The sequence below is a fragment of the Rhizobium herbae genome (assembly GCF_019511375.1).
In the GTDB taxonomy this organism is placed as follows: domain Bacteria; phylum Pseudomonadota; class Alphaproteobacteria; order Rhizobiales; family Rhizobiaceae; genus Pararhizobium; species Pararhizobium herbae_A.
Map to the genome: position 1 here is coordinate 304,851 of NZ_JAEUAO010000002.1, position 20,773 is coordinate 325,623.

The following is a 20,773-nucleotide window of genomic DNA, read 5'->3' on the forward strand; positions in this document are numbered from 1 at the left end:
ACCCTCAGCCAGCGGAAGCGCGTCATGACAGCGACAGTCCATCCCGATACCGTTCTCATCATCGATTTCGGCAGCCAGGTCACGCAGCTGATCGCGCGGCGCGTTCGCGAGACCGGCGTCTATTGCGAGATCGTGCCCTTCCAGTCCGCCGACGAGGGTTTCAAGCGGCTGAACCCCAAGGCGATCATCCTCTCGGGAAGCCCGGCCTCGACGCTGGATATCGGCTCGCCGCGCGCGCCGCAAGTGGTGTTCGACAGCGGTCTTCCGGTTCTCGGCATCTGCTATGGCCAGCAGACCATGTGCGAACAGCTCGGCGGCAAGGTCGAGGCCGGCCATCACCGCGAATTCGGCCGCGCCTTCATCGAAATCGGCAAGGACTGCGCGCTCTATGACGGCCTGTGGACCGTCGGCTCCCGTCACCAGGTCTGGATGAGCCACGGCGACCGCGTCACCGCCATTCCGGAAGGCTTCGAAGTCGTCGCCACCTCGCCTAACGCGCCGTTTGCCTTCATCGCCAACGAGGCGAAGAAATTCTACGCCGTGCAGTTTCATCCGGAAGTGGTGCACACGCCCGACGGCGCCAAGCTGCTCGCCAATTTCGTTCACAAGGTCGCCGGCCTCAAGGGCGACTGGTCGATGGCCGCCTACCGCGACAAGGCCATTGCCGAAATCCGCCGCCAAGTCGGCGACAAGCGCGTCATCTGCGGCCTTTCCGGCGGCGTCGATAGTTCGGTCGCCGCACTCCTGATCCACGAGGCCGTCGGCGATCAGCTCACCTGCATCCTCGTCGACCACGGCCTGATGCGCAAGAACGAGGCGGCCGACGTCGTCGCCATGTTCAAGGAGCACTACAACCTGCATCTGGTCCACGTCGATGCATCGGACCTGTTCATCAATGCGCTGGAAGGCGAGAGCGATCCGGAGGTGAAGCGCAAGACCATCGGTCGCCTGTTCATCGACGTGTTCGAGGCAGAGGCCAAGAAGATCGGCGGCGCCGAGTTCCTGGCGCAGGGCACGCTCTATCCGGACGTCATCGAAAGCGTTTCCTTCACCGGCGGTCCGTCAGTCACCATCAAGTCGCATCACAATGTCGGCGGCTTGCCGGCGCGCATGAACATGGCTCTCGTCGAGCCACTGCGCGAGCTGTTCAAGGACGAAGTGCGCGTGCTCGGCAAGGAGCTCGGCCTGCCGGACAGTTTCATCGGCCGTCATCCCTTCCCGGGTCCGGGCCTCGCCATCCGCTGCCCCGGCGGCATCACCCGCGAAAAGCTCGAAATCCTGCGCGAGGCCGATGCGATCTACCTCGACGAGATCCGCAAGGCCGGCCTCTACGACGCGATCTGGCAGGCCTTCGCCGTCCTGCTTCCCGTCCAGACCGTCGGCGTCATGGGTGACGGCCGCACCTATGAATTCGTCTGCGCGCTGCGCGCCGTCACGTCCGTCGATGGCATGACGGCGGATTTCTATCACTTCGACATGGAATTCCTTGGCCGCGCCGCCACCCGCATCATCAACGAAGTGCGCGGCATCAACCGCGTCGTCTACGACGTGACCAGCAAGCCGCCGGGCACGATCGAGTGGGAATAAGGTTATCCGCCGGCGCTTGTCCGGCGGAACCTTTCCGATGACAGACAAGGCTGCCGTTATGACCTGACGGCGGCCTTGTCTCGTTTTACGAGATAAATGATCTGAACTGTCAGGCCGACGATCAGCATCACCAGAAGCGCGCCCTGCGCGCCCAGAAGCAGCGGCGAATTCAGATTGGTGACGAAGGGATGGCCATCCGGGACGCGCCGCAGGGTTTCGGTGACTGTCGGCACCATCAGGAAGAAGACGCTCAGGCTCAGACAGATCGTTTCGATGTATCTGGCCTTGCGCGTTGGCCCAAGCAGGTGCTCTGCGCCATAGCCGGCGAAAAGAAGCAGTATCGTCAAGATGGCGATGATGTAGCCTACCGGTTCATGGGCGACGAGAAACACCGTGATGGCGCCAATCATCATCGACACGAAGTAGACTTTACCAGGAAGCGAGGCCGGCACGATGCCGCCGTGCCGGGCAAGCATGTAGATGCCGAGCGGGATGGCCGGCAGGCTGCCGAGCGTATGTATCCAGCCCAGGGGGGAGATTCCGAACATTGGCATTGCCTTTCAAGTCGATGAAGGGAGATGATTTATCTATCTACTAGATGGTAGGTATTTTGATATGCGTTTCGCGATGGTAGACGCTTTCGTTTAAGCGGTGATACGATTCAGCAATGGGGTCGTGACCGCGCCGAAGGCGCCGGCATCGCCGAAAGCCCGTGCCGAGAGCATGGCGCCATGGACGGTTGCCATGACGGTTTCGGCGGTTTCCCGAGTGGTTCCTGTCAGCAGCAAGCGGCCTTGGGCGGCGCCGCGATCAAACACGGAGGCGAGCCAATCCGACAGTTTGCGGAAATGAGCCCGTACCTCGACAACGACGTCGTCGGGCAGTACCGGAATTTCACTGGCGAGCAGCGCGCAAACGCAGAACGGATGAGAGCCGTCAGATATGCAGGTTTCCCAGTATCCGACATAGGCGCGGAGCTGTTCGAGCGGATCGGGGATATTGCTTTCCAGCGCAGCGAGACCCGCTGCCGCCTCTTGCCGATACTGCCCAACGACTGCGCGGACGAGATCGGATTTCGCGGGAAAATGGTGATGAATGCTCGCCTTGCGAATGCCGACCACATCCGAAATATCGGCGTAGCTGAAGCTGTTGTAGCCGCCCCTGATGATCAGGGAGCGGGCGCAGCGCAGTATGTCGTCGGCGGTTGTGGATGGATTGGACATAGCGCTGTCTACCAACTGGTAGGTAGCGTGTCAAGATAGGCTTCAAGCCTGCTTGGGTGATCAGCATGGTCGGCCAGACGTGAGCCGATAAAAAATTGCAAAAGCCTGTCGATTCCGGAGACTCCCGTTCGTCGTTTGGGTGCGAGGTCATTCAGGCCTGCTTAACACGGAGACGGACGATGCGTGTAATGGTGCTTGTGAAGGCGACCGCAGAGAGTGAGCAGGGCTTTTCCCCTACCCCCGAAACCATGGGAATGATGGAGGCGATGGGGCGGTTCAATGACGAGCTGGAAAAGGCCGGTATTCTTGTGACCGCCGATGGCCTGAAGCCGTCTTCCGAAGGCAAGCGGGTCGCATTCGACGGTACCGGCCGCACCGTCATCGACGGGCCTTTTGCCGAGACGCGCGAGCTGGTTGCCGGATTCTGGCTCTGGAACGTCAAGGATATGGACGAGGCGGTGGCCTGGGTGAAACGTTGCCCGAACCCGATGCCGGGGCCGAGCGAGATTGAGATCCGGCCGCTTTATGAGATGTCGGACTGGCAGTGATTGTCGGTCCTGCTTCCCGGGTTGAAGCATCACCATCAGGTCCTGTCCTGACGGGTTTGCGAAAGGTCCAGTCGTTGCCTGAGGGCGGTTCTGCGCAATGTGTCCGGCTTCCAGACACGTTGCGCGGCCACTTCCTGAGAGGCGGTCGGTCTCGACAGATACTGAAACCGCACAAAAAATCTTCGGACGATTTCCTCTTTAAAATCAATACCGTAGTTTTTTGACGGCCCGCGCGGCGGCTTTCCGCGCCGCAAGAAAGAAAAACCCTGCTACATCAACGCCCTAGCTGGGTTTAGAACAATCGAGTGGGAATGACGGGAGCGTAGTTTCGGATCGATCCGCTACTGCAGGTTTCCCCAAATCGTCGCCGATTTAAGGACAGAAACATGCAGTAATTCCAAAGTGCTACAGCAACCTTTGCGCGTCTGATGAGACGTGCGGCGCTGTAGATCCTTCGATCGCTGCAGGCCTGACTGTTCGCGGTGTCGGGGATGCCGGCGGCGGCTGGTCTCGCGTCACGCCCGGGTTCACAGGGCCAGCGACTGTTGTGCCGGCTCCGGCGGGCCCAGATGGACGCCTTCCAGTTCCAGCATGCGGATCTTGGCGGTTGCGCCGCCGGGAGCGGAAAAACCGCCGACCCTGCCGCCGGCGGCGAGCACCCGATGGCACGGAATGATCAGCGGCACCGGGTTCCTTGCCATGGCCTGCCCGACATCGCGGGCGGCTTCAGGGCCGGCGCCGAGCTCCTTGGCCAAGGCGCCGTAGGTGGTCGTATGGCCCCAGCCGACGCGGCGGAGGGCAGCGTAGATCCGCTTGAAGAAGTCGTCCTGACCGTCGAGATCGAGCCGGATGTCCGAAAAATCGATCTCTTCCCCGTTGAAATAGCGTTTCGCGGCGGCGATGGTTTCGCTTACCGCCGTTGGCGGGGCGGCGCGTCCAGCGTCTGGCATACGGCGCAGGAGATTTCGCTCCGTTGCCTCGGCGCTCCGCGTCGGCAACTGGAAGCGCACGATGCCGACGCTGTTCCAGGCGATGCCGCAGTAGCCGCCAGCGGTTTCGAAGACATGATATTGGGACGCGGCCATGCCAAAGCTCCTTCGTTCCCGCCGAGCCGGGTGCGGGTGGTTCCGGGCAACCGGTGCCGACAGGCGAGGCGATGATTTTCCTCGATTCTCCCTCAGTTTCGCCCTCGATGCCACCCGTTTCTTGCTGAGGGCGGGCATCGGATCGCGAATCGTCCGCTTCCACCCCTACGGAAATTCAGCAGTTTCTCAACAACGAACATTCCACGCCTCCATGGGAATAGATTCGTAATGTTCGCGTTTTGTTCTTGCTCTCGTAGGAGACTCGGCTATACTCGCCTCATTCAAAAAGAGATGAGGTCTGCCATGCTTGGAAAAGCCGGGAATGAAGCTTTGCGTCGTGATCGGAAGTCGTTTGCCCATGCAAATGGGGGCAAAGCGCGAAGATTCGATGATGCCGGAAAGGGCAATCTGTTTCTGGCGCTCGTGCCGGAGCACGACGTGGCGTTGCAGGCCGCCGAGATCGGCCGCGCGGTATTGCAACGGCATGCATTGTCGACAGGCTCACGCCCGCATAATCGCATGCATGTCTCGCTCAATGCGGTTGGCAAGAATGCCGATTTTCCGGAGGATATCGTCTTTGCCGTGTCGGCTGCGATGGCGACGGTCAAGGCTGCGCCGTTCGAGGTGACGTTCGACCGGGTCATGCATATCGCAAGCGCCGTCGTGCTCGCCAATGCCGTGCGCAGCGAGGAGATCATGGACCTGCATGTGCAACTGGCCAAGGAAATGTGGGCTGTCGGACTGACCTTCAGCTACAATCCTCGCTTCTTGCCGCACATGACGCTTCTCGATGATGCGTCGCCTGTCGCGGAGCACAGGCTCGTCGCGCCGGTCAGCTGGATTGCGCGCGAGTTCGTTCTCATCCGCAGTGTCACCGGCAAGAGCGGCTACGACTTTATCGACCGCTGGCCGCTGCTGGAGTGAGGCGGCCATTATTCGCTGCTTGATGTTTGTCCGCGTCATGCTATCCCGCTTGCCGGCAAGCAAAGGGATGGCATGACGAATGGGCGTGACGATTTACGGCATCAAGAACTGCGACACGATGAAGAAAGCGCGCACCTGGCTGGACGGCCAAGGCATTGCCTATGATTTCCACGATTACAAGGCAGCCGGAATTGCGCAGGAGACGCTCCGGCTCTGGTGCGCGGCGCTTGGCTGGGAAGCCGTGCTCAATCGCGCCGGCACCACGTTTCGCGCACTGCCCGATGCCGACAAGGCGGGGTTGGACGAGGGCAGGGCGATTGCGCTGATGCTCGCCCAGCCGTCGATGATCAAGCGACCTTTGCTGGATCGTGACGGAGCATTTACGGCAGGCTTCAAGCCGGAGGTTTATGAGCGTATCTTTTCTGCTGGGTGAGGTCGATGGCGGAAAGGAGGTATTGAAATGAGCACATTGACGATCCGTATTCCGAACGATGAACACGAGCGCTTGAAGGCGCTTGCAGCAGCCCGCGGGATCAGCCTCAACACGCTCTTCGAAGAGCTTTCCGAAAGGGCGCTTGCAGAGTTCGATGCGGAAACGCGTTTTCGCCCGGATCGAGGAAGCGAGAGGCGTCGCCTCGTCGTTCTCGATCACCTCGATCGCGCCCACAGGGGCTGAACCCTCCTCCTCCTCGCGAAATTGACGGAACCCATGTCGAAAAGCACCCGTGCAACGCTTGCGCTGACAAAGGCCGGAGCCGCCTTTACCGTTCATACCTATGATTACGATCCCTCCGCAGACCGGATCGGCATGGCGGCGGCGGAAGCGCTGGGCGAGGAGCCGTGCCGTGTCCTGAAGACGCTGATGGCGCAGGTGGATGGCAAGCCGGTCTGCGTCGTCGTGCCGTCCGATCGCGAGGTCAGCATGAAGAAGCTGGCGGCCGCCTTTCGCGGCAAGTCGGCGAACATGATGAAGCCGGCGGAGGCGGAGCGATTGACCGGCTACCATGTCGGCGGCATCAGTCCGTTCGGGCAGAAGAAGCAGGTGCCGACGGCGATCGAGGCAGGAGCGCTCGTCGAGCCGCTCGTCTATATCAACGGCGGTCAGCGCGGCCTGCAGGTGCGGCTTGCTCCCGACGTTGCGCTGAGGGCCTTGAACGCCGTTGCCGCGCCGCTGGTTGCCTGAATCTCACAGCAGTCGCGACAACAGATCCGCAAGTTGCGCAGCCCCGGCGTCCGGCAGCCTTGCGCCGACATGCTTTGCGATGGCCTTGGCATAGACGTCCCACATCGTCGAACGCAGGGCGCGGCCTTTTTCCGTGATCAGCACCCAGCGGCCGCGGCCATCGTCGTCGAAGACCTGTCGCTCGACGAGACCTTCCCGCTCCAGCCGGTCGATCAGGCGCGATAGATTGTATTGCGCCAGAAGCGTGCGCTCTTCGATCTCGAACGGCCGCAAACGTCCGCCATGGGCACGGGAGAGCTCCCAGAGCACATCGTACCAGCCAAGCCCCGGCAGGCCGGCGGCCTTCAGGTCACGCTCGATCAGGGCAAGTACCCTTTGCTGTGCCCGCATCAGGTTGATCCAGGCCTGCGTGCCATGAGGGCTCGGTACGGGAGCGGGCGCGTCTTCGTTATCGGACATACATGCATTTACATCTAACTTGACGGCGCTGGCAAATACTAATACATGCAATTGCATCTAAATAGTCGGAGTAATCCCATGCAATCCGAAAAGCTCACCCTCATCAGCCATCATCTCTGCCCCTACGTCCAGCGCGCCGCGATCGTGCTGGCGGAAAAGGGGGTGGCCTTCGAACGACGCTATATCGATCTCGCCGCCAAGCCGGATTGGTTTCTGCGGATCTCGCCGCTCGGCAAGGTGCCGTTGCTGGCAATCCCACAGGCCGGCCGGGATGACGCGGTCCTGTTCGAAAGCACGGTGATCTGCGAATATCTGGAGGAAACCCAGGCGGGTGCGCCGCTGCATCCGGCCGATCCGCTGACCCGCGCGCGCCATCGCGGCTGGATGGAATTCGGCTCATCGATCCTTGCCGATCTCTGGGTTTACGAGACGGCGAAGGATGCCGAACAGTTCGAAGCCAGGCGCCAGACGCTCGCCTCAAAATTCGCAACGCTCGAAGAGGAGTTGGGGGAAGGACCCTATTTCGCGGGCGAGCGCTTCGGCATGGTCGATGCCGTCTTCGCGCCGGTGTTCCGCTATTTCGAGCTGTTCGAAAACCTGTTCGAGAGCGGCATCTTCGCTGGGCTGCGGCGCGTCAACGCCTGGCGCAATGCGCTTGCCGTCCGGCCGAGTGTCGTGGAGGCGGTCACAGCCGACTATCAGGAGCGTCTCATGGCCTTCCTGCACCGGCATGACGCCTATCTTCTAAGGCGCGGCAAGCTGGCGGCCTGATCGATGATGTGATCGGCGGCGCCTCGCAAAAGCCTTCTGTTTTGGTCCGAAGCGCATTAAACAGGGGGTTTGGACGAACAAGTCAGGATATGCGATGACCTTCCATTCTCCCGCCCATCAAGCCGTCGATCCCGTCAAGCTCGACAAGCTCGCTGAAGTCGCAGTCAAGGTGGGCTTGCGGCTCGAGCGCGGACAGGAGCTGGTGATCACGTCGCCGATCGCCGCATTGCCGCTGGTGCGCCTGATCACCAGGCACGCCTACATTGCCGGCGCTGCGCTGGTCTCGACTTTCTACTCGGATGAAGAGACGACGCTTGCGCGCTACCGGTATGCGCCCGACGAGAGCTTCGACCGCGCGACGGACTGGCTCTATGACGGCATGGCCAAGGCTTACGGCAAGAATGCCGCCCGTCTTGCGATTTCCGGCGACAACCCGATGATGCTGGCGGCGCAGGACCCGGCCAAGGTGGCGCGCGCCAACAAGGCCAATTCGATCGCCTACAAGCCGGCACTGGAGAAGATCTCCAATTTCGACATCAACTGGAACATCGTTTCCTATCCGAACCCGGCCTGGGCGAAGCAGATGTTTCCGGACGATCCCGAACACGTCGCCGTCGAAAAGCTCGCCAACGCGATCTTTACCGCTTCGCGCGTCGATGTCGAAGATCCGATTGCGGCGTGGGCAGAGCACAATGCCAATCTCGCCCGGCGTTCGTCGTGGCTGAACGCCGAGCGTTTCTCAGCCCTGCATTTCACCGGCCCCGGCACGGACCTGACGGTCGGGCTGGCTGACGGCCATGAATGGCACGGCGGCGCCTCGACCGCCAAGAACGGCATCACCTGCAATCCCAACATCCCGACCGAGGAAGTCTTCACCACGCCGCATGCTCTGCGTGTTGAAGGCCATGTGTCGAGCACCAAGCCGCTGTCGCATCAGGGCACGCTGATCGACAACATCCAGGTTCGTTTCGAAGGCGGCCGGATCGTCGAGGCGAAGGCCACCAATGGCGAGGAAGTGCTGAAGAAGGTGCTGGATACCGACGAGGGTGCGCGGCGGCTCGGCGAAGTGGCGCTGGTGCCGCATTCCTCGCCGATCTCGGCCAGTGGCGTCTTGTTCTACAACACCCTGTTCGACGAGAATGCCTCCTGCCATATCGCGCTTGGCCAGTGCTATTCCAAATGCTTCCTCGACGGCGCGTCGCTGAGCCAGGAGCAGATCAAGGCGCAGGGCGGCAATTCCAGCCTGATCCACATCGACTGGATGATCGGCTCCGGCGAGGTCGACATCGACGGCGTCCGGCCGGACGGCGCCAGGGTTCCGGTGATGCGCAAGGGCGAGTGGGCTTAAAGCTCGCCCGGAAGCAATGACGGGATCATGTCGATCTCGCCATGTCAGATATCGAGTTCGACCCATATGGCTGCATGGTCGGATGCGGCGTGGACCGGCAGTTCCAGACTGTCGAACACGTCCCATTTCTTCGGCCGTTTGCCGGGCCACATGCCTTTTCTGAAAACGCCCCCGGCCGATGCCTTGCCGAAAAGGTCGGGTGACAGCAGAAGGTAATCGATCTTGTTTCTGGCGGTGCAGCTGCCATAGGTGCCCTTGAAACCGCCGTCGTCGAATGCAGAATGGTGGAAGGCATCTTTCAGGATGTCGCCCGCTGTCAGCGCTGCCAGCGCGTCGCTGTCGGGCGTGTCGTTGAGGTCGCCGACAACGGCAATGAATTTTTCGCCGCTGTCCAGCAGGTCGCTGACAATCTCGTTGACCCGCGTCGCCTGCAGGACGCGTCGTGCCTCCGATCTGCGCGGATCGCCATATCCCTTGCTCTTGAAGTGGTTCACCAGCACGTGGAGCGTGTTGCCGCCAGCCGTTTTGATCGTGTATTCCGGACAGTCTCTCGAAAAGATATTCTCGTTGCCGTGCATGTCATCGACATGGCTGATCATCTTGGTGATCGGATAGCCTGCTTTCGTCATGACGCCGACGTCGATGCCGCGCGTATCATTGCCGTCGATCAGCATGACATGGTCGAAAGGTGTGCCGCCCACGGCCGTGATGATGTCCTTGCTGAATTGCGACAGGACGGGTCGGCTTTCGGCCTCGACGATGCCGAGAACATCGGCGTCGATTTCCTTGATGACCCTTGCCGTGTTCAGCATCGATTCATGGTTGACCGGCGCTTCCTTGAGCTCCAGAGAGCCAACCCAATCGGCTCGTCTTTCGGCGATGATCTCGATGCCGCCGTCGCTCGGCCGTTTCAGCAATTCGCCGCGGTTGCGCCGGAGCAGGACGTAGGATGCCTCGTCCGATTTTTCGAGGCCAAGCTCGATCAGCAGTTCCGCGAGCCTGGCCTTTGCGGCTGCGTCGTAGACTGGCTGCCCAAGGATCTGGTTGGCCTCGGCGAAGTCCTCCAGCACTTCCCTGCCGTCCTCCCACTCTTCCAGCAGCATGATCTTGGCACGGTCAAACAGGTTCTCGACGTTGTAGGCAGCGAGTTTCATGCTCGTCTCCCGTTCAATTCGACAGGTTGAATTCAACGACGGAAGATAACACGCATTTATTGTACTAAAAAGTCAGCTCAACCGCTTCGGTCATCGTGCCATCTGCGTCCGTTGTGCCATCCAGACGCTGACCAGCACGGCCACCATGCCGACGATCTGCATCATCGTCAGGTTCTGCCCAAGCAGGCCCCAGCCGAGCAGCGTCGCCACCAGCGGGCTGAGGAAGCCGAGGGAGGCAACGGCGGCCGGTTCGAGTTTTGCCAGGCCGCGAAACCACAACAGATAGGTGAAGGCAGCGCCGATCAGGCCGAGCCAGATGATGCCGAGGAGGTTGGCGGTCGTGGGCACGGGAAGGGTGGGCTCGATCAGCAGGGCAGCGGGCAAAAGCAGCGCGCCGCCGGCGGTCAGTTGCCAGGCGGTAAAGGTCAGGCTTGAAACCGGCGGCGTCCAGCGGCGGGTCAGAACCGTCCCGAAGGCCATCGACACCGCACCGGCAAGCCCGGCGATGATGCCGATCGAGTCGAGCGCCGCCGAGGGCGTCAGTACCAGAAGGCCGACCCCGGCCATGCCGACCAGACCAGCCGCGATCGTCACCGGCCTGATTGCCGTGCCGATCAGCAAGCGTGCCAGCGCCACGACGATCAGCGGCTGGATGGCGCCGACGGTTGCGGCGACGCCGCCCGGCAGGCGGTAGGCGGAGACGAACAGCATAGCCCAGAAAAACGAGAAATTGAGTGCGCCGAGAAGGATCGAGCGCATCCACCAGATGCCTTGCGGCAATTGCCGGACGATCAGCAGAAGGATGATGCCGGCCGGCAAGGCGCGCAACAAGGCAACCGTCAGCGGATAGCCATGCGGCAGGAATTCGGTGGTGACCAGATAGGTGCTGCCCCAGATGGCGGGTGCAATGGCGGTCAGTCCGATATCGGGCAGGGAGGATGCATTTGTCTTCATTTGAAGTATCTCGATTTCAAGATAATATCAGCATATCGCGGTTTATCTTGACGTCAAGATGAATTGCTTCTAGATGGGACGTATCAAGGAACCAGGCGCCACGGCCATGGAAAAGGACCACGTCGACAGAATTCTTGCGCAGTGGCGCACCGAGCGCCCTGATCTCGACGTCGAGCCCATGGGTCTGCTCGGCCGATTGGCGCGGCTCGCGACCTATCTCGGGCGGGAGGTCGAAAAGACGTTCCTCGAGCTGGGGCTGACGTCCGCCAGTTTCGACGTGCTGGCGGCCCTGCGGCGGTCCGGCGCGCCCTACCGGCTCTCGCCCGGCGATCTCCTGGCAACGATGATGATCACCTCCGGCACGATGACCAACCGCGTCGACCAGCTGGAAAAAGCGGGCCTCGTCGCGCGCCTGACCAATCCCGAGGATCGGCGCAGCGTGCTGATTGCCCTGAAGCCTGAGGGATTTGACCTTGTCGAGCGCGCCGTCACCGCGCATGTCGCAAACCAGCATCGTCTGACGGCATTTCTGGACCTGGATGAACGCGCCGCGCTCGATGCGATTCTCAGAAAATACCTCCTGGCGTTCGAATAGGATCAGCAGGCGAGGTCGGCGACCACCGCGTCAAGGATCAGCATGCCGGCCGGCGTGCACCTCAGGCGGGAATTCCCAAGCCGTTCGATGAAGCCGTGCTCGATCAGGAACTGCTCGCGATCCGGATCGGGCTCGCGGCCGGACAGGCTTTGCCAGCGGACGAGGTCGATGCCTTCCTTCAGCCGCAGGCCCATCAGCAGCAGTTCGTCGGCCTGCTCGTCGAGGCCGAGAACCTCCTGGTCGATCATGCCATGGCCCTGTTCTTCCACCAGTTTCAGCCATTCTTCCGGATTGCGCTCGGTGGCGGTGGCGATCTTGTTGCGGCCCATGCCCAGCCGCCCATGCGCGCCGGGGCCGATGCCGGCATAGTCGCCGTAGCGCCAATAGGTGAGATTGTGGCGGCTTTCGGCACCGGGTGCTGCGTGGTTGGACACCTCGTAGGCCGGCATGCCGAAACCCTCGGTGATCTCCTGCGTCGCCTCGTAGAGCACGGCCGACTGCTCGCCATCCGGGACGATCAGCTTGCCCGCCTTGTGCAGCCCGTAGAAGGGCGTGCCTTCCTCGATGGTCAGCTGGTAGAGCGACAGGTGATCGACGGCATAGGAGACGGCCTGCTTCAGCTCCTGTTCCCAGTCCTCGACCGTCTGGTTCGGGCGGGCGTAGATCAGGTCGAAGGACATGCGCGGGAAGATGTCGCGGGCGAGCCCGATCGCCTTAAGCGCGTCTTCCACGTTGTGCAGCCGGCCAAGGAATTTGAGGTCGCGGTCATTGAGCGCCTGGACGCCGAGCGAGACACGGTTGACGCCGGCAGCCCTGTAGCCGCGAAAACGCGTCGCCTCGACGCTGGAGGGATTGGCCTCCATGGTGATCTCGATACCGTCAGGCACATGCCAGAATTTGGCGATACCGGTGAGCACGGCTTCGACAGTTTCCGGGTTCATCAGCGAGGGCGTGCCGCCGCCCATGAAGATGCTGGTGACGGTGCGCGGGCCGGAAAGGCGACGGGCTTCCGCCATCTCGGTCAGGAACGCCGAGACGAAACGCGGCTGGTCGACCGGCTGGTGGCGCACATGGCTGTTGAAATCACAATAAGGGCATTTCGCGGCACAGAAAGGCCAATGCACGTAGACCCCGAAGCCGGGGTCGGTGCTGTCACCGATGGAGGAGAAACTGGCCATTCCGTTTGGTTCTTTCAGGCGCCGAGGCATGTCTCGGCAAACAGCTTGAAGGCGCGGGCGCGGTGCGACAAGGCTTGCGCATCGCCGGGCTTCCAGCCGTGCTTCGCGTCGGCGCTCATTTCACCGAATGTGGTGTCGTAACCGAGCGGTTGAAAGACCGGGTCGTAGCCGAACCCTTGCGTTCCGCGCGGCGGCCAGACGATGTGACCTTCGACTTCGCCACGAAACAGTTCGACATGCCCATCCGGCCAGGCAAGGCAGAGCACCGAGACGAAGCGGCCGGTGCGCCGATCGAAGGCCGTCGCACCCGCGTCCTGAAGGGCGGTCTCGACCTTTTCCATCGCCATGGCGAAATCGCGCGTACCGTCGGCAGTCTCCGCCCAGTTGGCGGTGTAGACGCCGGGATCGCCGTTCAGCGCATCGACGACAAGCCCGGAATCATCCGAAAGGGCCGGCAGGCCGGCGGCCTTCGCCGAGGCGAGCGCCTTGATCGTGGCGTTTTCCTCAAACGTCGTGCCGGTCTCGTTCGGCTCGGCGAAATTGAGGTCGGCGGCGGATTTCGCCTCGAAACCAAGCGGGCCGATTAGCTCGCGGATTTCGCGGATCTTGCCTGCATTGTGGCTGGCCACGATCAGGGTCTTGTCTTCAAGTTTGCGCATCTGCGTCCTTCTCATCCGGGCCGGCCGCCCCATGTCGTTCATTCGTGTCAGTCGATATTCCAAAGACTGGCTTCGGCGCATTCGAGACTGTTTCCGGCCGGATCGCGAAAGTAGAAGGAGCGCGCGCCCGACGGCCACTGCACGTGGGATTCGATCGCGACGCCGGCGGCCCTCAGCTTGTCCTCCCAGGCGTCGAGGCCCTGGGCGGGCACCCGCAGGCACATGTGGCCCGGCCCGTGCGTGCCGTGCGGTGGCACCTGCAAGCCTCCTTCCGGCGGCGGCTTTACGGTTTCCGCCGGGTTGAAGATCAGAAGGACGCCTGGACCGCAGCGAAAGAAGACATGCCGGTTGCCGGCGCGGCTGATCTTGTCGAGCCCGAGAACGGAGCCGTAAAACGCCTCCGCCCGGTCGAGATCATCCACATAGAGCGCCGTCTCCAGTATGCCTTCGAACGCCGCGGCCATGGCTCAGCCCTCGATCGCCTGTTTCTGCAAGCTGACCAGCTCGGCAATGCCGTTCTTGGCAAGGCTCATCAGCGTGCCGAATTCCTCTTCCGAGAACGGCTTTCCTTCCGCCGTGCCCTGGATTTCGACAATGCCGCCGGAGCCGGTGATGACGAAGTTGGCGTCGGTCTCGGCCGCCGAGTCTTCCAGGTAGTCGAGGTCGATCACCGCCTGGTTGGCGAAGATGCCGCAGGAGATTGCGGCGATATGGTCCTTCAGCACCTTTTCGACCTTGATCATGTTGCGCGCTTCCATCCAGGCAAGACAGTCGCGCAGGGCGATCCAGGCGCCGGTGATGGAGGCCGTGCGGGTGCCGCCGTCGGCCTGAATGACGTCGCAGTCGATCGAGATCTGGCGCTCGCCGAGCGCCTGCAGGTCGACCACGGCCCTGAGCGAGCGGCCGATCAGCCGCTGGATTTCCTGGGTGCGGCCGCTCTGCTTGCCGCTGGCGGCCTCGCGCTTCATCCGTTCGCCGGTGGCGCGCGGCAGCATGCCGTATTCGGCGGTCACCCAGCCTTTGCCGCTGTTGCGCAGCCACGGCGGCGTCTTGTCCTCGAGGCTCGCGGTGCACAGCACGTGCGTGTCCCCGAACTTGACGAGACAGGACCCCTCGGCATGCTTGGAAACGCCGCGCTCGAACGAGACTTTGCGCATCTGGTCGGTTTTTCTGCCGGAAGGCCGCATTTTGAACTCCTGTGATGTTTTGTCAGCCTTCTAGCCTATGTTGGGAGGAAGGGAAATCATTTGCGCGGAAAAGAACAGCGACCGGGCAGGCGCAGTGGGCGAAGGCTTCCGGGCCAATTTCCCTTTTGCCATCAGGTGCCGTGATCACTATATTTCGGTTGGTCGAAACAGAAAGGGTTCTTGCGTTCGAATGGTGGTGGAGAAATCTGCGATGCGGGACAGGCTTTCGGCGCTCGACGACCGCTCGGGGGAAATTTTCCGCCGTATCGTGGAGAGCTATCTGGAAAGCGGTGAGCCGCTGGGATCCCGCAGCCTGTCACGACTGTTGCCGATGTCGCTGTCTCCGGCTTCCGTGCGCAACGTCATGAGTGATCTTGAGGACCTCGGCCTCATTTACTCCCCGCATATCAGTGCCGGTCGCCTGCCGACGCAGGTGGGCCTGCGTTTCTTCGTCGATGCCTTCATGCAGGTGGGCGACCTGTCGGCCGAGGATCGAGCCTCGATCGATCGGCACGTGCGCCGCAATGATCGCGACCAGCCCGTGGAAGCTCTGCTGACCGAAGCAAGTCAGATGCTCTCCGGCATGTCGCGCGGCGCAGGGCTTGTCATCACCGCCAAGAGTGATCCGGTGCTGAAGCATGTCGAATTCATGCGCCTGGCGCCGACGAAGGCATTGGCCGTCCTGGTCGGCGATCATGATCAGATCGAAAACCGCATCATCGAGCTTCCGGCCGGCGTCACCAGTTCACAACTGACCGAGGCTGCCAACTTCCTCAATGCGCATCTCGCCGGCCAGACGCTGCCGGAAGTGCGCGCCCAGCTGGAAAAGGTCAAGGAAACCGTCCGGCGCGAACTCGATACGCTGAGCCAGGATCTGGTGGAGCGGGGTCTTGCCATCTGGTCTGGGAGCGAAACGGAGGGGAATCCGACAAAGCTGATCGTGCGCGGTCGCGCCAATCTGCTCGAGGGCCTCGCCGGTGCCGAGGACATCGACCGGCTGCGCATGCTGTTCGACGATCTGGAAAAGAAGGACAGCCTGATTGAAATTCTCAATCTCGCCGAAAGCGGACCGGGGGTTCGCATCTTCATCGGCTCGGAAAACAAGCTGTTTTCGCTGTCCGGCTCGTCGCTGATCGTCGCGCCCTACAGGGATAGCGACGACAAGATCGTCGGTGCGGTCGGCGTCATCGGCCCGACGCGGCTCAACTATTCGCGCATCGTGCCGATGGTGGATTACACTGCACAATTGATGTCGCGGTTGTCTCGATGATCCCCCAATAGAGCTTGGTTTTTCCGGCAGGTCGGCGATTGAACCCTTGATTTTTCGCCCTCAAAGCTCGATATCGGCTACAAATCCTAACATAGCGACATACCGGAGACCGTCATGACCGACGACACGAGCAAACATGCAGCAGATGCCAACGCAGCCGAGGAAGCCGCGGTGAACGCTGAAGCTGCCGCTGAGAAGGTCGAAGCCGCCGCTGTCGAACCCGATCCTCTGGAACTCGCCAGGGCCGAGGCCGCCGATTATCGCGACCGTTACCTGCGGCTTGCCGCCGAAATGGACAATCTGCGCCGCCGCACCGCGCGCGATGTCAAGGATGCGAAGTCCTATTCCGTCGCCGGCTTTGCCCGCGACATGCTCGCCGTATCCGACAATCTGCGCCGCGCTCTCGATGCCATCCCGGCTGAGGCACGTGCGGCCGGCGATGCCGGCTTCACCGCCCTGGTCGAAGGCGTCGAGATGACCGAGCGCGCCATGCTCGCGGCGCTTGAGCGTCATGGTGTCCAGAAGCTGGAGCCGGTCGGCCAGAAGTTCGACCCGAATTTCCATCAGGCTATGTTCGAGGTACCGAACCCCGAAGTGCCGAACAACACCGTCGTGCAGGTGGTTCAGGCCGGTTACACCATCGGCGAACGCGTGCTGCGCCCCGCCATGGTCGGCGTCGCCAAGGGCGGCCCGAAGGCGGTTGCAGCGGAAGAGACGCCGGCTGCCTAGCGAATAATTTGCTTACCTGAGGGCCAATCTCCCGAGGCGATTGGCCGTCAGATAGTGGCTTCTATCAGAAAGGGGCCGTGGCGCGCCAAGGCGTGGTCGAGAAGACCGGTGAATTCCTCGCACGTGCGGGCGCGGGCCGCTTCGACCCCCAATCCCCTTGCCATCGACACCCAGTCCAGCAACGGATTGTCGAGATCCAACATTCGCCGGGCGTTTTCGCCGATCGTCTGAACTCCGACGTTCCGCATCTCTCCATGCAACACCGCATAGGTGCGGTTGGCAAAGATGATCGTGATGATGTCGAGATTTTCCCGGGCCTGGGTCCATAATCCCTGAACGGTATACATCCCGCTTCCATCGGCTTGCAGGTTCAAAACCTTTCGGTCGGGGCAGGCAATGGCAGCGCCGATGGACAAGGGTATACCGATGCCGATGGCCCCGCCCGTGTTCATCATGAAATCGTGTGGAGCCGACTGTTCGGACAGCGAAAAGAACCTTCGGGCCGAGGTGATGCCTTCATCGCAGACGATGGCGTTGTCCGGGAGTTTTTGCGCCACGATCACTGCGACCGCGTCTTCCGTGAGTGCGCCGCTGGGACGCCCTTCAGCCGGGACGGTCCTTGCCTGCGGCACTGCCTGCGAGCTTTTTATCCCCAGTTCATCCCGAAGCTCCTCCAGCGCCCGTTTCAGGTCCTCGCCATGCGCTGCCAAAGCCAGCACCTGGCACCCGTTGTGGACGAGCCGCCCAGGCTTGCCCGGGTATGCGAAGAAAGCAACCGGCTCCGGTGCGCCGACGAGGACGAGAACGTCAATACCGGCCAGCACCTCCAATGCCGCATCGATCGGGTAGGGGATGCGTGTTGGCGCCACACGGCCGATGCCGCGCTGCATATGCGCCACCTGCACTTCGCTGAACAGGCGAACGTCGAGCGCGGCCGAGATTTGCCCGGCGATCTCCAGGGCGTCGGCCAATGCCGCTGTTCCCCTGACAAGCAATGCGGCGCGGCCGCGGGCCTTGCGGATCGCTTCCGCTGCGCTGCGTATAGCCTCGCCCCTGGTGGCTGAAGGCGCGGGACGATCGATCACTGCCGACGCGGGCGGCCTTGCCTCACCCCACGCCGCATCGGCAGGCAGGATCAGGGTTGCGATGCCCGGAGGCGACAGCGAGGCATGAATAGCTGCTTGTGTTGCCCGGGCAACATCGTCGGGCCCTTCTATCCGCCTTACCCAGTTGGACATCGGCGCAGCCAGGCTCTCGATGTCCGCTGTCAGAGGCGCGTCGAGGGCAAGATGATACGAGGCATGATCGCCGACGACATTGATTACGGGAACGCGCGCGCGCCGGGCATTGTGCAGGTTGGCGAGCCCGTTTGCCAGTCCCGGTCCCGTATGAAGCAGCGTTACCGCCGGCCGGTTGGTCATCCGTGCATAGCCGTCGGCAGCACCGGTCACCACGCCCTCGAACAGCCCCAGCACGCAGCGCATTTCAGGCCGGCGATCGAGAGCCGCGACAAAATGCATCTCCGAGGTGCCGGGGTTGGCAAAGCAGATGTTGACGTCATTGGCCAAAAGCACATCGCAAAGCACATCAGCGCCGTTCACGGTCAGCCTCCCCTCCGTCCGTTGCCGCGTGAACGCTCAAGAACATTGAGCGCGAGCTCCACGCGCACCGTCTCCCAACAATTTACGTGGCAGGGCAACACCTGGCTCAGCCACCAAACTGCGCAATATCACCCGAACAACTGCCGCAGATGATCGTTCAGGAAGCGCCCCTCCGGATCGAGCTTGTTGCGCAGCGCCTTGAAGTCACGCGCACGCGGATAGAGCGCTGCCACGTCCTCCGCGCCGAGGAAATGCAGCTTGCCCCAGTGCGGGCGTGAGCCGAACTGGCGAAGGATGTCGTCGACGTCCTTCAGGTAGTCCCAGTAGTCTGTACCCGGCTCGCCGGAGACCGAGAGCGTGATCGAATCCTGTTCGAAGAACGGGCTGATCCAGCCAGTGTCGCCGGCGGTGAAGCGATATTCGATCGGATAGATGCAGGTCGGATGTTTCTCCAGCATCAGCTTGCGCACTTCCATGCACGCCTGCTTGCCGTATTTCACCGGCACCGCATATTCCAGCTCGTGGAAGTTCGGCACATATTCGATCGGGTAGATTTCCGAGGAATAGGCGATCTTCTCGAAGGGGCTTTCCATCGGCGGCCGGTCGGTGATGTCGATCGTCTTCATCTCGCAGACGTCGGACAGGCTGGTCGTGGTCGAGACGGAGGACGTATCCGGCAGGCAATAGCAATGGCGGCTTTCGGGCACCGGGCACCAGAAGAATCCGAAATGCCGATGGGTTGCCGCCAGTTCGTCATGTTGCTCCATGCATTCGTCGAACGTGCAGCGCCAGAGCTTCTCATGCAGGTTGTAGCTGTCCATCACCTGCAGCGTGATTTCCGAGATGACGCCGAGCATGCCGATGGAGACGCGCGCGGCATCGAGCATGTCCGGCTTGTTGTCGTCGATGACAAGCACGCGGCCGTCCGGCTGCACCAGCCGCATGCCGACGATCTGCGAGGCCATGTTGCCGAGCGTCAAGCCGGTCCCGTGTGTGCCGGTCGTCAGTGCGCCGGCCAAAGCCTGGCTGTCGATGTCGCCCTGGTTGATCATCGACAGGCCGTTTGCCTTGAGCGCCTTGCCAAGCGTGTTGATCGTCGTGCCGGCATGCACCGAGACCCGCTTGCGCGCCGTGTCGATATCGGTGATGCCCTGCAGCTTCGACAGCGTCAGGTGCAGGCCGCTGGTGAGAGCCACCGGCGTGAAGGAATGGCCGGAGCCGGCGCAACGCACGCTCAGTCCGTTCGACGTCGCCTCCCGCACCATCTCCGACAAGGCGGCCTCGCTCTCGGGCGCGCCCCTGTGCCGGACGATGCACGACTGATTTCCCACCCAGTTTCGCCAGTGTCCGCCTGCATCCATCATGGTCCCGTTCTCCCTATTGGTGTTCAGACAGCCGTGAAGCAGTTGTCGACGAACAGATGCGTGCCGTTGACGAAGCTCGATTCGTCGCTCGCCAGGAACAGGGCTGCCTGCGCGACTTCCATCGGGTCGCACATCCGGCCCTGCTGGGCGGCGATAGCAGCGTCCGAAACATCGACGCCATATTTTGCCAGGCCCACCAGCTCGCGCTTGCCGTGGTCGGTGGCGATGAAGCCGGGGCAGACGGCATTGGAGCGGATCCCGCGATCACGGAACTCGACGGCGATGGCGCGGGCAAACATATGGCAGGCGCCCTTGGTCGTGTCGTAGAGCACCTCCATCGGCGTCGCCGCGACGGCCGAGATCGAAGAGGTGGAGACGATGCTGCCACCGCCGGCGGCCAGCATGCCGGGCAGCACGGCCTTGGTCATCAGGAACATCGAGCGCACATTGACGGCCATCAGCCGGTCCCACTCGTCTTCCTCCGTCTCGAGGAACGGCCCGACGGCCAGGATGCCCGCATGGTTGAAGAGGACGGTAATATTGCCGAAAGCATCCTCGACGGCTTTTACCGCCGCCTTCACCTCGGAGGACACGGACACGTCCGCCGGCGCGAAAACGGCCTGCCCGCCCTCGGCGCGGATTGCGGCTGCCACCTCCTCGCCGTTGCTGCGCGGCAGGTCGATAATGCCGACGCGGGCGCCCTCGCGGGCAAAGAGCTGGGATGCGGCAAGGCCGCACCCCCCCGCGCCGCCGCTGATCAACGCCGTCTTTCCGGAAAGTCTGCCCGCCATGGCCCGTTCTCCTCGTTTGTTGATGCGAGGATTATTGTTGACGGCAGGGCGGCTGTCGATAGCCCGTCAAGGCTGCGGAAATAGAAAAGGACGCCCCCACTTTTGCTGCATGCGTACGGCTGATGCGCAACCTCGAGCAGCTCTTCGCGTGGCCGCAATGCGT

The 20,773-nt window shown here is 62.1% G+C and carries 24 protein-coding genes; 11 read left to right on the top strand and 13 right to left on the bottom strand.

Going from position 1 to position 20,773, the window contains the following annotated elements; translation table 11 throughout:
• Positions 1 to 24 precede the first annotated feature (24 nt).
• Positions 25 to 1,587, top strand: coding sequence for a glutamine-hydrolyzing GMP synthase (gene guaA / locus JNB71_RS08680; RefSeq protein ID WP_220371432.1), 1,563 nt, complete (start codon positions 25 to 27; stop codon positions 1,585 to 1,587).
• Positions 1,588 to 1,643: 56 nt separating this feature from the next.
• Here the strand turns inward: guaA and JNB71_RS08685 are convergent, their stop codons facing one another.
• Both JNB71_RS08685 and JNB71_RS08690 read right to left on the bottom strand, forming a co-directional pair.
• A complete protein-coding gene (locus JNB71_RS08685; protein ID WP_220371433.1) occupies positions 1,644 to 2,135 on the bottom strand; it encodes a hypothetical protein in 492 nt (163 codons plus the stop codon).
• A 96-nt stretch (positions 2,136 to 2,231) separates the two neighbouring features.
• Positions 2,232 to 2,810, bottom strand: coding sequence for a TetR/AcrR family transcriptional regulator (locus tag JNB71_RS08690; protein ID WP_220371434.1), 579 nt, complete (start codon positions 2,808 to 2,810; stop codon positions 2,232 to 2,234).
• 179 nt (positions 2,811 to 2,989) lie between these two features.
• On the opposite strand from JNB71_RS08690, the gene JNB71_RS08695 reads away from it, so the two are divergent.
• The gene (locus JNB71_RS08695) at positions 2,990 to 3,358 is read left to right on the top strand and encodes a YciI family protein (RefSeq protein ID WP_220371435.1); all 369 of its coding nucleotides are present in this window, start codon (positions 2,990 to 2,992) and stop codon (positions 3,356 to 3,358) included.
• Positions 3,359 to 3,885: 527 nt separating this feature from the next.
• On the opposite strand, the gene JNB71_RS08700 is transcribed toward JNB71_RS08695, so the two are convergent.
• Entirely contained in the window at positions 3,886 to 4,443 is a 558-nt protein-coding gene (locus tag JNB71_RS08700; protein WP_220371436.1) for a methylated-DNA--[protein]-cysteine S-methyltransferase, read from the bottom strand.
• A gap of 330 nt (positions 4,444 to 4,773) precedes the next feature.
• Here JNB71_RS08700 and JNB71_RS08705 point away from each other — a divergent pair, with 330 nt between their 5' ends.
• The 4 genes from JNB71_RS08705 to ybaK all read left to right on the top strand — a co-directional run bounded on the left by JNB71_RS08705 (position 4,774) and on the right by ybaK (position 6,550).
• Positions 4,774 to 5,367, top strand: coding sequence for a 2'-5' RNA ligase family protein (locus JNB71_RS08705; protein WP_220371437.1), 594 nt, complete (start codon positions 4,774 to 4,776; stop codon positions 5,365 to 5,367).
• 79 nt (positions 5,368 to 5,446) lie between these two features.
• On the top strand, positions 5,447 to 5,800 hold the full coding sequence (locus tag JNB71_RS08710; protein ID WP_220371438.1) for an ArsC family reductase: 354 nt from the start codon (positions 5,447 to 5,449) through the stop codon (positions 5,798 to 5,800).
• 27 nt (positions 5,801 to 5,827) lie between these two features.
• Positions 5,828 to 6,043 carry a toxin-antitoxin system HicB family antitoxin gene (locus JNB71_RS08715; RefSeq protein WP_220371439.1) on the top strand — a complete coding sequence of 72 codons (216 nt, stop codon included), beginning with the start codon at positions 5,828 to 5,830 and terminating at the stop codon, positions 6,041 to 6,043.
• Positions 6,044 to 6,076: 33 nt separating this feature from the next.
• On the top strand, positions 6,077 to 6,550 hold the full coding sequence (gene ybaK / locus JNB71_RS08720) for a Cys-tRNA(Pro) deacylase (RefSeq protein WP_220371440.1): 474 nt from the start codon (positions 6,077 to 6,079) through the stop codon (positions 6,548 to 6,550).
• A gap of 3 nt (positions 6,551 to 6,553) precedes the next feature.
• Here the strand turns inward: ybaK and JNB71_RS08725 are convergent, their stop codons facing one another.
• Positions 6,554 to 7,009: a MarR family winged helix-turn-helix transcriptional regulator gene (locus tag JNB71_RS08725; RefSeq protein WP_220371441.1), complete on the bottom strand. Its 456-nt coding sequence runs from the start codon at positions 7,007 to 7,009 to the stop codon at positions 6,554 to 6,556.
• 78 nt (positions 7,010 to 7,087) lie between these two features.
• On the opposite strand from JNB71_RS08725, the gene JNB71_RS08730 reads away from it, so the two are divergent.
• On the top strand, positions 7,088 to 7,780 hold the full coding sequence (locus JNB71_RS08730; protein ID WP_220371442.1) for a glutathione S-transferase family protein: 693 nt from the start codon (positions 7,088 to 7,090) through the stop codon (positions 7,778 to 7,780).
• A gap of 94 nt (positions 7,781 to 7,874) precedes the next feature.
• A complete protein-coding gene (locus JNB71_RS08735; protein WP_220371443.1) occupies positions 7,875 to 9,128 on the top strand; it encodes an aminopeptidase in 1,254 nt (417 codons plus the stop codon).
• A gap of 44 nt (positions 9,129 to 9,172) precedes the next feature.
• On the opposite strand, the gene JNB71_RS08740 is transcribed toward JNB71_RS08735, so the two are convergent.
• Both JNB71_RS08740 and JNB71_RS08745 read right to left on the bottom strand, forming a co-directional pair.
• Positions 9,173 to 10,282: an endonuclease/exonuclease/phosphatase family protein gene (locus JNB71_RS08740; protein WP_220371444.1), complete on the bottom strand. Its 1,110-nt coding sequence runs from the start codon at positions 10,280 to 10,282 to the stop codon at positions 9,173 to 9,175.
• 90 nt (positions 10,283 to 10,372) lie between these two features.
• Positions 10,373 to 11,236, bottom strand: a complete 864-nt coding sequence (locus JNB71_RS08745) for an EamA family transporter (RefSeq protein ID WP_220371445.1) — start codon at positions 11,234 to 11,236, stop codon at positions 10,373 to 10,375.
• 106 nt (positions 11,237 to 11,342) lie between these two features.
• Between JNB71_RS08745 and JNB71_RS08750 the strand changes: the two genes are divergently transcribed.
• The gene (locus JNB71_RS08750; protein WP_220372221.1) at positions 11,343 to 11,831 is read left to right on the top strand and encodes a MarR family winged helix-turn-helix transcriptional regulator; all 489 of its coding nucleotides are present in this window, start codon (positions 11,343 to 11,345) and stop codon (positions 11,829 to 11,831) included.
• Positions 11,832 to 11,833: 2 nt separating this feature from the next.
• Here the strand turns inward: JNB71_RS08750 and hemW are convergent, their stop codons facing one another.
• From hemW to rph, 4 genes are read right to left on the bottom strand one after another with little or no spacing between them, the layout of a single operon-like run.
• A complete protein-coding gene (hemW, locus tag JNB71_RS08755) occupies positions 11,834 to 13,009 on the bottom strand; it encodes a radical SAM family heme chaperone HemW (RefSeq protein WP_220371446.1) in 1,176 nt (391 codons plus the stop codon).
• A gap of 14 nt (positions 13,010 to 13,023) precedes the next feature.
• Positions 13,024 to 13,668 (bottom strand): RdgB/HAM1 family non-canonical purine NTP pyrophosphatase, encoded by a 645-nt coding sequence (gene rdgB, locus JNB71_RS08760; protein ID WP_220371447.1) that lies wholly within the window; start codon positions 13,666 to 13,668, stop codon positions 13,024 to 13,026.
• A 47-nt stretch (positions 13,669 to 13,715) separates the two neighbouring features.
• Positions 13,716 to 14,132, bottom strand: coding sequence for a VOC family protein (locus JNB71_RS08765; protein WP_220371448.1), 417 nt, complete (start codon positions 14,130 to 14,132; stop codon positions 13,716 to 13,718).
• A 3-nt stretch (positions 14,133 to 14,135) separates the two neighbouring features.
• Positions 14,136 to 14,855 carry a ribonuclease PH gene (gene rph, locus JNB71_RS08770; RefSeq protein ID WP_220371449.1) on the bottom strand — a complete coding sequence of 240 codons (720 nt, stop codon included), beginning with the start codon at positions 14,853 to 14,855 and terminating at the stop codon, positions 14,136 to 14,138.
• 190 nt (positions 14,856 to 15,045) lie between these two features.
• Here rph and hrcA point away from each other — a divergent pair, with 190 nt between their 5' ends.
• A complete protein-coding gene (gene hrcA / locus JNB71_RS08775; protein WP_220371450.1) occupies positions 15,046 to 16,125 on the top strand; it encodes a heat-inducible transcriptional repressor HrcA in 1,080 nt (359 codons plus the stop codon).
• Between the two features lie 114 nt (positions 16,126 to 16,239).
• Positions 16,240 to 16,854, top strand: coding sequence for a nucleotide exchange factor GrpE (gene grpE, locus JNB71_RS08780; protein WP_220371451.1), 615 nt, complete (start codon positions 16,240 to 16,242; stop codon positions 16,852 to 16,854).
• Between the two features lie 47 nt (positions 16,855 to 16,901).
• On the opposite strand, the gene JNB71_RS08785 is transcribed toward grpE, so the two are convergent.
• The 3 genes from JNB71_RS08785 to JNB71_RS08795 form a co-directional block, all read right to left on the bottom strand.
• Positions 16,902 to 18,455: an acetolactate synthase large subunit gene (locus JNB71_RS08785; RefSeq protein ID WP_220371452.1), complete on the bottom strand. Its 1,554-nt coding sequence runs from the start codon at positions 18,453 to 18,455 to the stop codon at positions 16,902 to 16,904.
• Between the two features lie 128 nt (positions 18,456 to 18,583).
• Complete coding sequence (locus JNB71_RS08790; protein WP_220371453.1) at positions 18,584 to 19,819, bottom strand: D-arabinono-1,4-lactone oxidase; 1,236 nt, start codon at positions 19,817 to 19,819, stop codon at positions 18,584 to 18,586.
• 23 nt (positions 19,820 to 19,842) lie between these two features.
• Positions 19,843 to 20,610, bottom strand: coding sequence for an SDR family NAD(P)-dependent oxidoreductase (locus JNB71_RS08795; RefSeq protein ID WP_220371454.1), 768 nt, complete (start codon positions 20,608 to 20,610; stop codon positions 19,843 to 19,845).
• Positions 20,611 to 20,773 lie beyond the last annotated feature (163 nt).